The 13,067-nt window shown below is 71.2% G+C and carries 12 protein-coding genes; 6 read left to right on the top strand and 6 right to left on the bottom strand.

What is annotated here, in order from left to right; translation table 11 throughout:
- The first annotated feature begins 29 nt into the window (after positions 1-29).
- Together ACGFNU_RS43375 and ACGFNU_RS43370 are read left to right on the top strand one after the other, a co-directional pair.
- On the top strand, positions 30-1,523 hold the full coding sequence (locus ACGFNU_RS43375; protein WP_392602502.1) for an MFS transporter: 1,494 nt from the start codon (positions 30-32) through the stop codon (positions 1,521-1,523).
- A gap of 225 nt (positions 1,524-1,748) precedes the next feature.
- Positions 1,749-2,111, top strand: coding sequence for a hypothetical protein (locus ACGFNU_RS43370; RefSeq protein WP_392602501.1), 363 nt, complete (start codon positions 1,749-1,751; stop codon positions 2,109-2,111).
- 595 nt (positions 2,112-2,706) lie between these two features.
- Here ACGFNU_RS43370 and ACGFNU_RS43365 read toward each other — a convergent pair.
- Genes ACGFNU_RS43365 through ACGFNU_RS43355 form a run of 3 tightly spaced genes read right to left on the bottom strand, consistent with a single transcriptional unit; the run spans position 2,707 to position 5,485 of the window.
- Complete coding sequence (locus ACGFNU_RS43365) at positions 2,707-3,543, bottom strand: patatin-like phospholipase family protein (RefSeq protein ID WP_392602500.1); 837 nt, start codon at positions 3,541-3,543, stop codon at positions 2,707-2,709.
- Between the two features lie 8 nt (positions 3,544-3,551).
- A complete protein-coding gene (locus ACGFNU_RS43360; protein ID WP_392602499.1) occupies positions 3,552-4,460 on the bottom strand; it encodes a TIGR03943 family putative permease subunit in 909 nt (302 codons plus the stop codon).
- Complete coding sequence (locus ACGFNU_RS43355) at positions 4,457-5,485, bottom strand: permease (protein WP_392602498.1); 1,029 nt, start codon at positions 5,483-5,485, stop codon at positions 4,457-4,459. The genes ACGFNU_RS43360 and ACGFNU_RS43355 overlap by 4 nt, the downstream gene beginning before the upstream one ends.
- A 520-nt stretch (positions 5,486-6,005) precedes the next feature.
- Here ACGFNU_RS43355 and ACGFNU_RS43350 point away from each other — a divergent pair.
- Together ACGFNU_RS43350 and ACGFNU_RS43345 are read left to right on the top strand one after the other, a co-directional pair.
- Complete coding sequence (locus ACGFNU_RS43350) at positions 6,006-6,638, top strand: hypothetical protein (RefSeq protein ID WP_392602497.1); 633 nt, start codon at positions 6,006-6,008, stop codon at positions 6,636-6,638.
- A 468-nt stretch (positions 6,639-7,106) separates the two neighbouring features.
- A complete protein-coding gene (locus tag ACGFNU_RS43345) occupies positions 7,107-7,502 on the top strand; it encodes a hypothetical protein (protein WP_392602496.1) in 396 nt (131 codons plus the stop codon).
- 99 nt (positions 7,503-7,601) lie between these two features.
- Here the strand turns inward: ACGFNU_RS43345 and ACGFNU_RS43340 are convergent, their stop codons facing one another.
- Complete coding sequence (locus ACGFNU_RS43340; RefSeq protein ID WP_392602495.1) at positions 7,602-8,555, bottom strand: TIGR03621 family F420-dependent LLM class oxidoreductase; 954 nt, start codon at positions 8,553-8,555, stop codon at positions 7,602-7,604.
- 112 nt (positions 8,556-8,667) lie between these two features.
- On the opposite strand from ACGFNU_RS43340, the gene ACGFNU_RS43335 reads away from it, so the two are divergent.
- The gene (locus ACGFNU_RS43335; protein ID WP_392602494.1) at positions 8,668-9,588 is read left to right on the top strand and encodes an oxygenase MpaB family protein; all 921 of its coding nucleotides are present in this window, start codon (positions 8,668-8,670) and stop codon (positions 9,586-9,588) included.
- Here ACGFNU_RS43335 and ACGFNU_RS43330 read toward each other — a convergent pair.
- The gene (locus ACGFNU_RS43330; RefSeq protein ID WP_392602493.1) at positions 9,555-11,009 is read right to left on the bottom strand and encodes a cytochrome bc complex cytochrome b subunit; all 1,455 of its coding nucleotides are present in this window, start codon (positions 11,007-11,009) and stop codon (positions 9,555-9,557) included. The genes ACGFNU_RS43335 and ACGFNU_RS43330 overlap by 34 nt on opposite strands.
- A gap of 160 nt (positions 11,010-11,169) precedes the next feature.
- Here ACGFNU_RS43330 and ACGFNU_RS43325 point away from each other — a divergent pair, with 160 nt between their 5' ends.
- Complete coding sequence (locus ACGFNU_RS43325; protein ID WP_392602492.1) at positions 11,170-11,913, top strand: hypothetical protein; 744 nt, start codon at positions 11,170-11,172, stop codon at positions 11,911-11,913.
- Positions 11,914-11,916: 3 nt separating this feature from the next.
- Here ACGFNU_RS43325 and ACGFNU_RS43320 read toward each other — a convergent pair whose 3' ends face one another.
- Positions 11,917-12,975, bottom strand: a complete 1,059-nt coding sequence (locus tag ACGFNU_RS43320) for a phosphotransferase family protein (RefSeq protein ID WP_392602491.1) — start codon at positions 12,973-12,975, stop codon at positions 11,917-11,919.
- Between the last annotated feature and the right edge of the window lie 92 nt (positions 12,976-13,067).

Here is a 13,067-nt window from a genome sequence, read left to right as displayed (position 1 = left end):
CCTGTTCACCACCTCTCTTGAGGAGACTCATGACGCTCGACGCCGTCCGCGGCGCGCCGTCGCCGGCCGATCCGGGCCGCCGGCGGCCGCGCGCGATGCCGTCCCTGATGCCGTTCCTGATGTCCGCCTGCGTGGTCCTGGTCGTGGCGATGGTCGCCTCGATCAACCTCGCCCTGCCCAAGCTCTCCGCCGCGGACCTGCACCCGTCCTCGGCGCAACTGCTCTGGATCGTCGACACCTACGTACTGATGTTCGGCTGCCTGCTCATCCCGGCCGGGGCGTTCGGCGACCGGTACGGCCGCAAGGGGGCGCTGCTGGCAGGGCTCGCCGTCTTCGCGGCGGGCTGCCTGCTCTCCGCGGCCGCCCCGGCGGTCGCGGTCCTGATCGCCGGACGCCTCGTCACGGGAGCCGGGGCCGCCCTGATCATGCCCGCCACCCTGTCCCTCCTTCTCCAGGTGACCGAGCCCGAGCGCAAGCCGCACGCGATCGCCACCTGGACCGCGGCCACGGGGATCGCCGGAGCCGTCGGCAACCTCGTCGGGGGAGCGGTCCTCCAGTGGCTGCCGTGGCAGAGCCTCTTCCTGGTGGGCGCGCTCGCCGCCGCCGCGCTCGCGGGCCTGGTCGCACGGCTGGCGCCGCGCGGCGAACGCCACCGCGCCGACCTCGACCTTCCGGGCGCCGCCCTCCTCACGCTGGCGCTGTTCGCGCTGCTGTTCGGGATCATCGAGGGGTCGTCGCAAGGCTGGAGCTCTTCCCGGGTGTTGGGGGCCTTCGGCGCCGCCGCCGTCCTGCTCACCGCGTTCTCCGTCCACGCGCTGCGTGCGGAGCACCCGCTGCTGGATCTGAGGATCTTCGCCGTGGCGCGGCTGCGCAGCGGTGTGCTCGGTGTCGCGCTGACCTTCTTCGGCCTCTTCGCCCTCTTCTTTGTGAACGCGCAATACCTCCAGTACGCCAAGGGCTACTCGCCGCTGCTGGCAGGGGTGGCCATCGCTCCGCTGGTCATCGGCGTGATCGTGACGTCCAAGCGGAGCATCGGCCTCGCGCGGCGCATCGGCGAACGCAGCGTGGTCGCTCTGGGACTGCTCATGCTCGCCGCTGGTCTCGGGCTGCTGTCGCTGGCTGACGCCTCCACCCCTTACCTGTTGTACGGGGCGTGCTTGGCCCTCCTGTCGGTCGGCATGGGGATGTGCATGCCTTCGTTGTCAGTGGCGGTGATGTCCGCCTTGCCGCCAGGGCAGGCGGGCCTCGGCTCAGGACTCAACAGCGCCGCCAGGGAAATAGGCAGCGCGCTGGGCGTCGCGGTCTTCGGCACGATCCTGGCGAGCCGGTTCGCGGACGGTCTGCCGTCCGGGGTGGCCGGTCACACGGACTCGGTCGGGCAGGCCCTCGCCGCCGGGCGGTCCGAGAGGCCCGCCGTCCTCACGGCCTTCACCGACGCGATGTCCGTCGGGCTCCTGGCCGTCGCCGCGATCGTGCTGGCGGGCGCGGCGGTCGTGATCGCGGGCTTCCGCGGCCGGGGCTGAGCCGCGGGACCTGTTAACTGTTCTTAAGAACACCGCACGCCCCCGCCGGCCCCGGCCGTGGGGGCGCAGGCCTCCGACCTGCGCGGGTCTAGGAACAACGAGTGGCGCGCCCATCGGTTACGCACGATCTTTCTCGATCTGCACGTGCATCGGCTCTTGCACCTGCACGCTATTTCCTAGCAAGATTGCCCCGGACCCCCGCACGTGAACTCCCCGGAGATCGCGATGACCGCACACTTGAGCGACAGCGACCGACAGGCGCTGCGGCTTGCCCACGACCTCCGCGAAGAGATGCGGCTGGCGCTACCGCCCCACGGCGCGGCCCTCCCCGCGGTCTCTCCCTTCGTCGACCCGGCCGGACGGCCGAGCGTGTTGATGCGGATGGACGCGGACACGGCGCGCGCCCTGATGGCCCTGCTCGGCGAACGCCGGGCCGAGCAGGCCGTGCCACCCGAACCTCGCCGCGCCGACGGCTCTCATGTGCCACCGCCGCCCGGCCCGGCGGTCGCGGTGGCAGCCCCGGCGATGGCCCCGATGGCGCGAGCGGCGCAGTCGCCGCTCCTGCCGACCACCTTCCCGGCTCGCTGACCGTCCGCCGCCCGGCCGTCCGGAGGCAGTCCGGTGGTGGCGGCCACCGACCGCGGCCGACGATCGGCGACCGCGTTCGACCGGTCCGTGACCGGATTCGGCGGCCCGGTGGTACAGCGGCCGTATCCGGCCACCGCGTGGAGGCGTGACCGGATCGGGCCAAGGGTTCCGTCAGTCATCGCCAGGGGGCCTCGACCCTGATGCCATGCCCAGGGCGCCAGTAAGGCGCGAGTCTGCGCAGCGGGACGCGGGTCGGTGGCGGCAAGACGCGGGTCCGTGGTGAGGCGCGAGTCCGCGCAGCAAGACGCGGGTCCACGCGGCAAGGCGCAGGTCCGCGGCGGCGAGGCTTGGGTCCGAGAGGCGAGGCGCGGGTCTGCGCGGCAAGGGACGTGTGGTGCGAGGGGTTCGGTGGTTTTCAGAGCCGGTGCAGGCGCTGGCGAGGGTCCTGGTATTCGGCGAAGCAGCGCAGGATGGCGGGCAGGGCGTCCCTGGGGCGAAACCGCTGGTTGCGCAGAGCTGACGCTGGTTGGGCAGAGCTGACGCTGGTTGGGCGGGGCTTGGGTCCCGCTCCGCGCAGATCTACCCGGTCCAGGGATCACCCCGCCGTCCAGACGGCCGCCACCGCCTCGGCGATCGCGGCGGCTTGGCGGCGTCCCGCGCGGGCGGCGGGCGGACGCCGGGCCGGGTCGAGCGAGTTGCGGCCGAACGCGCGCCGCGAGGCCGGATCGGGCGAGATCACCACCACCTCGGCGCCGGCCCGGCGGAGCTCGGCGGCCTGATCGGCCACGCCCTTGATCGCGCCGAAGCCCTGAGTGATGGGGGCGATGACGACGACCGCGTCGTGACCGGCGGCCAGATCCGCGTTGGTGGCCGAGCGGGCGCCGCCGTCGATGTAGCGGCGGCCTCCGATCGTCACCGGAGGGTAGACGCCGGGGACGGCGCAACTGGCGCCCACCGCCTCCAGCAGGGTCGCCTCACCCGACCGGTCGAAGACCGTGAAGGCGCCCGTGGCCGCGTCCACCGCGGTCACCAGCAGCGGCCGCTCGGGCCACTCGCGCACGGGCAGCCGCGACCTCATGACGGCGGCGCGTTCGGCTTCGGGGATGGTGCGGGCGTTGAGGGCCATCCGGCCGAGCCGGGCGCCGGCCCTCGCGGGCGCCCGCGAGCTCAGGACCGCCCACGCCGACCTTGCCAGGTCCACGCGTCCCATCCGCGCGGGAGGACCGGCGTCGAGCGGCGCCAGCTGGGCGGCGAAGCGTTCCTCGAGATCCAGGCCGGCCGCGACCTGCGCGCCCACCACCGAGCCCGCCGAGGTGCCCACCACCAGGTCCGCGCGCGTCAGGTCGATCCCGGCCGCGGCGAGACCCGAAAGGACGCCCCACTCCCAGCTGATGCCGGTGAGGCCGCCACCGCCGAGCACCAGTGCCCCCATGCGGCCCCCTACTCGTACGGGTTCTTCGGCTTCTTGATCGGCTGTACGGAACGGCCGTCCAGCTCGTGCACCCCGCTCCGCGCCGCGCCCGCCGGGGGACGCCAGGTGCCGATCACCTGCACCCAGTCGTCGGCGGGAGGCTGCCGGAGGCCGTGGACGACCACCGCGAACGGGATCGCGTCGCCCGCGCAGCAGGCCATCTTCAGCCGCGTGACCCGCCAGGTGGAACCCTTGCCGCCGGGCGTCACGAACCCGGTCAGCTGCACCGTGGCCCCCGCCAGCGAGGCGTTCTGGCCCGTCTGCGCCTCGTACGAGCGGCCCATGAACTCGCCCATGGTCATCGCGACCGGGGCACCCGTCCTCGGCAGCGCGTCGTATCCCTCGTCGGGCGGCGGGGGCGGCGTCGCCTGGCGGGCGGCGGCGCGCGAGGCGGTGAACGAGCCGAGCGCCGGCGGCGCCACCACGAAGATCGCGAGCACGGGCAGGCAGAGCAGCCAGGCGACCCGCGGCCCCCGACCACCGTGATCATGGCCGTGACCGTCACTGTGATCATGACCGGAACCGCCGCCGAGCAGATCCCCGTGACCGGAGCCGTTGTGCTTAGGCTCGCCGTGGCTGGGCCCGCCGTAGCCGTGGCCGTGACTGCCGCCGTGGCCGGGCCCGCCGTGGTGGTGACCGTCGCCGTGCCTAGGCTCGCCGTGGCGGTGACCGGAGTCGCCGTCGGCGGCGTCGGGGTCGTCTCGCCACTCGCGGCGCAGGCCCGCCAGGCCGAGGACGATCAACGCCGCGGCCGCGGGCACCAGCAGGTAGCGGAAGCCGGGTTTCACGTAGTTGAGGTACTCGTCGGTCGCCAGGGTGATCCACATCACCGCGGCGCCGATCATGATCAGCAGCAGGTTCTGGGCGGCCCGCGTCACAGCAGCACCTCTCCGGCGACGGCGCTGACCCCGACCGCGAGGACGAAGGTCAGCGGGATGAAACGGATCGCGAAGCGGCGCCCGAAGAAGCCCGTCTGGAGCGCGATCAGCTTGAGGTCCACCATCGGGCCGACGACGAGGAACGCCAGCCGCGCCGTGGGGGAGAACTGGGACAGGCTCGCGGCCACGAACGCGTCGGCCTCCGAGCAGATGGACATCAGCACGGCCAGGACCGCCAGCAGCAGCACCGACAGCCAGGGGACGCCGGCGACGCCGTCCACCCATTCGGCGGGCACGACCACGTTGATCGTGGCCGCGGCGACGCCGCCCACGACGAGGAAGCCGCCCGCGTGCATGATGTCGTGCCGCATCGCCTGCCGGAACGCCTCCCACCGGCCGGTCCCGTCCGCCTGCGGCCGGGCCGGGATCTTGATCCACTCGCCCTTGCCGAACAGCAGCCAGGCCCAGCCGGCCAGGACCGCCACCACCAGGGACGCGGCGAAGCGGCCCACCACCATCTCGGGGGAGTCCGGGAACGCGACGGCGGTGGCCACGATCACGATCGGGTTGATCGCCGGGGCCGCCAGCAGGAAGGTCAGGGCGGCGGCCGGGGCCACCCCGCGCGCCATCAGGCCGCCCGCCACCGGCACGGACGCGCACTCGCAGCCCGGCAGCACCGCGCCCATCGCGCCCGCCACGGGCACCGCGGCGCCGGGACGGCGGGGCAGGACCTTGTTCCAGAAGGACGGCGGCACGAACGCGGTGATCGCGGCGGACAGCGCCACCCCGAAGACCAGGAACGGCAGGGCCTGCACGCAGATCGCCACGAAGACCGTGGTCCAGGCGTCCAGGGAGCGGGCGTCGAGGCCGGGGGCGACCCACACGCGGCCCAGCGCCAGCAGCACCGCGACGGCGGCGAAGGCCCAGGCCGCCCGGGTGCCGGCCGCGGCCGTCCGGGGCCGGCCCCACTCGGGCGGCGGCAGCAGGTCGTCGTCGGCCGTGCGGAGGCCGGCGTGGTCGGTCATGACCCCATATCGTGCCAGAGGATCCGAGCCCGCCGTGACCCGCGCGTGATCGGCGCTTTCCGACCCTTCGGTAAAAGGCGCCGTTAAAAGATCTACCTGGCAAAGAGGAAAACCGGAACAGATTTGGCACAGACCTGGTTTAGCCATATATGCTCCATGCCAGGTCAGGGTCATAGTGCCATTGATCTTGCTAATCGCATAGCCGTCGTGTCCCGCCCGCCAGGCGGGGTCCCTCTTCGCCGATCAGCGGCCGTCCATGCAGCGGCCGCCCGTGCCGGGCCCTAGAGCCCCCGGTCGGCATTCTTCGCCCTTTTGTCATCCGCGTCACATCAGCGTGCCGCAAAGCGGCCCGTCCTCGACGTACGTGGATCGGGGTCCCCTGCCCGGGATTCCTTCGACGCGGGTTTCTTCACGCGACGGCCTCTCCCGAGCGCACGTGTCCTCGGGGCCGTTTCCCCTGTCCGTCCGGGCCTTGTTCCGGCGTGAAACGGCTGCCCTGTACGCCGAACAAAGGATTCCCATGCAGAAGCGAGCAACGAATGTCGTCCTGAGCGCGATCACCGGCAGCACCCTTGCCGGGATCCTGGTGGCCGGTGTGGCGCTGGCCAGCGACGACAACGTTCCCGCGCAGCAGAACACCCCCACCCAGCTTTCCATGGTCGCCGAGAAGAAGGCCGACCAGAAGGCCGCCGCCCTGAAGGCGGAGAAGGCCAAGGCGCAGGAGGCCAAGAAGAAGGCCCAGGCCGCCGAGAAGGCCGAGACGAAGGCCCTTTACACCGGCAAGACCAAGGCGTCCTACTTCTGGGACGACGGCTCCGGCCTGAACGGCGACACCGGCGCCCCCGCCGGTGGAAAGCCGATGCAGAAGGGTCTGTTCGCCAGCCCGTCCTGGCCGATGCACACCAAGGTGAAGGTCTCCTACAACGGCCGCAGCGTCGTCGGTTTCATCGGTGACCGCGGGCCGGGTGAGCCTTCTCACAATGGTGTGATGCTGGACCTCGACACCTACACTTTCCGCTACCTCCTGGACGGCAAGAAGCCCGAGGACAAGTACAACGCGGGCACCGGTGAGGGCCACCTGGAAGGCCTCAAGTACGAGGTTCTCGAGTGGGGCGACGGCGCCGGTACCAAGGGCGCTCCGCAGCCGTTCTAAGCGGCCTCGCATCTGACGGCCCCAGGGCTCGGGACCAGTACACAGGGACGCCCCGGCGATCAACATGACCGCCGGGGCGTCCCTGTCTCCGCGTCCAGACAGACCCTGTGCGCGAGGCAATCCCTGTGTGCACGTGGCGTCCCGGTGCGCACGTCAAGCGCCTGCGTGCGAGTCAAGGCGGTCCCTGTGCGTCCGGGCAGTCCCTGGGCGTCAAAGCGGTCCCTGTGCGTCCGGGCAGTCATTGTGTGCGTCGAGGTCAAGGGCGCGAGCGCGGAGGTCGCGCTGGAGGCGGCCCGGTGGGGCAGGGCGACGGCGCGGTTCCTGGCTCGTCTTTCCAGGTAAGGGCGTTACTGTCTGCCCTGTCCCCGCCGGGACTCCTCCCATGCTGACATCCGTGCGCGGAGTTCGGCAGGCCCATTTTCGTCAGGCCATCTTGACGTCAGGCTGACCTGACGAGAGGCTGGGGTCATGGCTACTCCAGACGAGCTCGACAAGACCCTGACCCTCCGGGCCGCCGTGTCCCGCTACGACGAGCTTCGAGCCCGCGACTCCTTCGCCGACGGCGACGCGGAGGTGACCGCGCTCACCCGGGCCGAGGCGCTCGAACTGCTCGCGCTCGGCGAGGTCATCGCCCGCAAGGCCCGCTACGGCCGCCAGCTCGCGGTGCGTTCCGCCCGCAGGGCCGGTGCCTCGTGGTCGCAGATCGGCGTGGCCGTCGGCACCAGCAAGCAGACCGCCTGGGAGACGCACAACCGCTGGATCGATGAGCAGGCCCGGACGGACCTCGGCGACGGCCACATGGGCATGGACGAGACCGAAGTCGCGGCGGAACGATCACTGGCCGGCACACCCGACGATGCCTGACGCCGCCCGCAGTACGACGTTGCCTCACGCCGCCCGCCTCCCCGCGCCCGACGCGTGACGCCCGACGCGTGACGCGCGGCGTCCGATGCGCGGCGACGGTCAGCGGCCGGCGAGCAGGTCGACGACGGGGGCGAACTCCTCCATCGCCGCGTCGTTCACCAGGTAGTAGGAGAAGCCGAAACGCTCCCGCCGCGCCACCATCTGCTCGGCCATGTGCTCGGCGGGGCCGACGAACTGGGACGGCATGCCGAGCACCAGGTCGGTCGCCGAGGTTCCCCAGCCGCGCAGCAAAGCCTGGCGCGCCGCGGTCGCGCGCGGATCGGAGCCGAAGACGGGCGACACGAGCATGCTGAGCTCGACGTCCCGGCCGGCCGCGGCCTCCCGCACCCACTCGACCTTCCGGGCGATCGTGTCCGGCATGCGCTCGGTCATCTCGTCGGAGATCGTCCCGTTCGGGAGGGCGCGCGGCAGGATGCCGACGGTGTCGGCGTACCGCCCCGCGATGCCGAGCATCCGCCTGCTGCCCGCGCCGACGAGGAGGGGCGTGGGACGTGCGGGCGCCGGGAAGACCGTGAGGTCGCGCACGTGATAGTGCTCACCCGTGAACGAGGTCTTCTCCCCGCCGAGGAGGCTTCGGAGGATCGTGAGGGACTCCTCCAGCCGGTCCACCCGTACCGCGGCGCCGTCGAACGGCATCCCCGCCCGCTCGTACTCGTCCCGGAGCCAGCCCGCGCCGACCCCGAGTTCGAACCGCCCGCCGGACACGTGGTCCAGCGTCGCGGCCTCCTTGGCCAGCATGACCGGATGGCGGAAGTCGTTGGAGAGGACCAGGGTGCCGAGGCCGAGCGTGCGGGTGGCCCCGGCGGCCGCGGCCAGCGCGACGAGGGGCGCCAGCTGGTCACCGAAGGGCTCGGCGACGAAGTGGTCCCGCAGGGTCAGGGTGGCGTATCCGAATTCCTCGGCTCGGCGGGCCGTCGTGGTCAGCTCGTCCACCGTCCGGATCGACTCGCCCACCACACCGAAGCGGAAGGGACGCTGGTCAGGAGAACTCATGCCTTCAGTCTGCGTGCCGGGACCAGGCCGGGGCTAGCAGAAATGCGACATCACGTTGCCCTGAGCAGGGCACTTTTCCTTTCCGATCAGATGGGGTAACCATGTGCTTACTATGGTGAGCACGCGAGAGCTGATCGTGCACGGGCCCGAGACCGTGTCCTGGCGGGTCGTCCTGGATCCCCTCATGGTGGTCGCGGGGGTGCGGGCGCTCATGCTGCAGGCGCTGCACCCCACGACGATGCGCGGTGTCTGGCAGAACTCCGACTTCCTTGAAAGACCGCTCGACCGGCTCTTCAACACCGCCAACTTCGTCGCCGTCACGACCGTCGGCACGCCCGCGCAGGCCGACGAGCTCGGCGCCCGGGTGCGCGCCGTCCACAAGTGGCTCCGCGTCAAGGACCCGGACACCGGCCGGACGCACCGGGTCGACGAACCCGAGCTCCTCCGCTGGGTGCACTGCGCCGAGGTCGCCTCGTACCTGGAGGTCATCACCCGCCGCGGGCTTAAGCTCACCCCGGCCGAGATCGACGCCTACTACGAGGAGCAGCGGCACACCGCCACCTACGTCGGCCTGCACGCCGAGGACGTGCCCGGCGACGCCGCCGCCATGGCCGCGTTCTTCGAGGAGTTCCGCGCGGAGCTGCGCGTCATCCCCGAGTCCCGGGCCACGATGCGTTTCCTGCTGTGGCCGAAGATGCCGCGCGAGCTCCGCTTCCTCGCGCCGCTGAAGTTCCTGTGGTTCCCGATCGGTGCCCTCGCCTACTACTCGCTGCCCAAATGGGCGCGGGAGCTGTACGGCACGCTGCCCGAGATCCCCGGCGTCCAGCCCCTCGTGACGCTGGGGCTGAAGCTCAACCGGCTCGGTGTCCTCGCCATTCCGGCGAGGCTGCGCGCCCGCGCGTTCAAGCCCGAGACCCGCGAGCTGATGGAGGATCTCCGCTACCGCCTGGCCACTCTCGGCATCGAGCCGCGCCGCAACCTCCAGAAGGTGCGGACCGATCACGTCGAGCCCGGGGCCCGTATCGCGGCCTGACCGGAATCCCGTTCGAGGGCGGCCCGGCTCTCCTCCGGCAACGGGCGGGTGCGTTCGGCATAGCGCCCGGACAGCTCGCGGACGATGATGCCCGTCTCGATGCCGTGCTTCAGGAGCAGCATGTCGCGCCGTTGCAGGCCGAGACAGATCCGCCTGGTCACCTCGAACGCGATCACCGGCCCGGCCGGCAGCGCGACGCGGAAGAACCACGTCGTCGCGAACAACGACAGATGGAAGGTCTCCGCGAGGACGTCATTGCCCGCGGCGGCCCACAAGATCCCGTAGAACACGATGCCCGCGACACCGGCGCCTGTCCGATTCGCGGCGTCGCGCGGCCGGTCGAGCACGTGGTGCACGCCGCGGTCGCCGGTGAGGCGCGCCTCCAGGAACGGGTACAGCGCGAGCCCCGTGAAGAAGACGGTGATCACCAGCAGCGGCACCAGCACGCCGAGGGCGAGGGTGTGCCCGGCGAACGTGACGTCCCAGCCCGGCATGAGCCGCAGCGCCCCGTCGCCGAAGGCCAGGTACCAGTCGGGTTGCGTTCCGGCGCTGATGGCGGTGGGGGAGTACGCCCCGTACTGCCAGATCGGGTTGATCTGGAAGAACGCGGCCAGCAGCACGGTCACACCGGCGATGAACAGGAAGAACGCGCCGGTCTTGGCCATGAAGACCGGGAAGAAGGGCTTGCCCTCCACAGCCTTCTCGGTGCTGCGCCCGCGCCGGAAGTCGGTGTGCTTCTGCACCCAGGGCAGGATGATCGCGTGCACCGGCACCAGTGCCAGCATCAGCCCCGGCACGAGCAGCACGTGCAGGACGTAGAACCGCGGGATGAGATCCGTCCCCGGGAACTCGCCGCCCAGCAGGAAGAAGCTGATGTACGTGCCGGCGAGCGGGATGGCCTGGACCGCCCCGATGATCAGGCGGATCCCGGTGCCCGACAGCAGGTCGTCGGGCAACGAGTAGCCGGTGAACCCATTGGCCATCGCCAGCGTGAACAGCGTGAACCCCAGCAGCCAGTTGAGCTCGCGCGGCTTGCGGAACGCCCCCGTGAAGAAGACCCGCATCAGATGGGCGAGGATCGCCGCCACGAAGATGACCGCCGACCAGTGGTGGACCTGCCGCATCAGCAGCCCGCCGCGCACGTCGAGGCTGAGGCGCAGCGTCGACGCGTACGCCTCGCTCATCTCCGTCCCGCGCAGCGGCGCGTACGAGCCGTCGTAGACCACCTCGGCCATGCTCGGCTTGAAGAAGAACGTGAGGAACACGCCCGAGAGCAGGAGCACGACGAACGAGTAGAGTGCGATCTCGCCGAGCATGAAGGACCAGTGGTCGGGGAATGCCTTGCGGATCGCGCGCCGGGCGAACGCGGCACCGCCGAGCCGTTGGTCGAGCGCCGTCGCGGCGCTGCCGGTCGCTGACATCTCCGTCACCCCCGGGGTGAGCCGATGTATACGACGGAACGTAGTACGACGATGCGTAGTACTACAAGGGGTCGAGGATTACTTTCGTCCGGTCCGATCGGCGAGGATGGATCCGGCATCGGCCTGACCGGCCGAGACATCACCGTGTAGGGTGCGGCGGATGATCGAAGATCAACAACTGGTGACCCCCCGCCACGTCATCTGCGTCCTCGGCACCGGCCTCGACCTCGACGCCGTCGAGAGCATCGCCGAGGGGGCCGGTTTCGAGTTCGACCACGAATACTCCGATGACGAGCCCGACCCGCGCATGCCCGAGGCGTTCCGCGCCTCCGCCGCCGAGGCGTCCTTCACCGACGCCGACTGGGAGGCCGTCGAGTCGCACGACACGGTCGCCTACATCCTGTCCCGCCCGATCCTGCCCGGCATGGGCCCGCTCGTCTCGGAGCTCCTGCTCGCGCTGACCGCGAAGCTGCTGCGGGCCGGCGCCACCGCCGTCAAGAACGAGAGCAACGGCCTCACCCACGGGCGGGACCGATGGCTCGAGATGGCGGACGACCTGGCCTCGGCAGACGACAATTCAGTCACCCTCTACTACGCCTGGGTGAAGAGGCCGATCTTCGACGGCTCGCTCCACTTCAGCTGCGGCATGCATCTCCTCAGCCGGCCCGACATCGAGGTCGCGGACGCCGAGCCCGACGAGGCCGCGGAGCTGATCGACGCCCTCGCGTTGTACATGCTCACCGAGGAACGCGGGCAGCACCTCTCGGACGGCGAGGGATTCCGCCTGGACGAGGACGCTCCCCGGTGGATCCTCAGGCGGCATCCTTGCGACCGTTACGAGGACGACGACATCTTCTTCAACCCGTACGGATACTGGCGCCTCACCAGGGACCGGCAGCGGTAGCGATCAGCTCGCGATGAACGCCCGGGCCCTGCGGAAGAGGTTCAGGGTGATCGTGTGGAGCAGGTCGCCGGTCTCCTTGGACGCCTTGCCGGCGAAGGCGCGGGCGTGCGTGCCCTCAAGGACGATGCCCAGCTTGAAGCAGGCCAGCACGGCGTACCAGGTGATGGCCGACAGGTCGCGGCCCGCGGTGGCGGCGGAGCGTTCGGCGTAGGCGGCGACCAGGTCGCCGGTCGCGGGCAGTGCGCCGCCGGCGCCCAGCGGACCGGCGAGCGAGGCGCTGTCGTCGCCGGCCTCCGGCCAGGTGGCCAGCAGCCAGCCGAGGTCGAGGAGCGGGTCGCCGATCGTGCACATCTCCCAGTCCACGATCGCCGCGACCCGCGGGCCGTCGAAGGAGTACATGAGGTTGGCCAGGTGGTAGTCGCCGTGCATGATGCCGGGACGCCACGTCGCGGGGCGGTTGGCGTCCAGCCAGCTCGCGACCTTGTCCAGTCCGGGGATGTCGGCGCCGGGGTAACCGTCCAGGCCGTTGTAGGACTCCAGCTCCGACATCCACCGGCCGACCTGGCGTTCCAAGAAACCCTCGGGCTTGCCGAAGTGGGTGAGCCCGACGGCGGTGTGGTCGACGGCGCCGAGGGAGGAGAGGGCGCGGGCGGCGTTCAGGCCCATCTCGCGCTGGATCCCCGGATCGGACGCGTGCGGCTCGGGGAGTGACACCGAGGCGTTGAAGCCCTCGACGGGCGTCATGAGGTAGAAGACCGCGCCGTGCATCACCGAGTCGTCCGGGCAGGCGGCGAGGACCCGCGGGGCCGGGACGCCGGTGCCGTCCAGGGCGGCGAGGACACGGGCCTCGCGGCGGAGGACGTCGTTCGTGCGGGCCCGCAGGTGCCGGGGGCCGCGCCGCAGGACGTAGTCCTCGCCGCCGCGCCGGAAGCGGAGCAGGACGTTCTGGGTGCCACCGCTGAGCAGGGTGAGGTCCTCGAAGGGGCCCGCGGGCAGGCCCTCCCCGTCCATCCAGCGGCCGAGGACGTCGACGTCCACGAGCGCGGGGTCGATCTGCTCCACGGTGCTCTCCCTCGACGAACGTGGTTCTACCGGAGAGTAACAGCAGGCCCGGGACGTGCTCGGGCGCGGGCGGCGGCGGCCGACAGTTCATG

Origin of the sequence: Spirillospora sp. NPDC048911, assembly GCF_043198015.1 — a bacterium.
Taxonomy (GTDB): Bacteria; Actinomycetota; Actinomycetes; order Streptosporangiales; family Streptosporangiaceae; genus Spirillospora.
The sequence above is the reverse complement of the archived record's forward strand: the minus strand, read 5'-3'. Positions and strand labels throughout refer to the sequence as shown.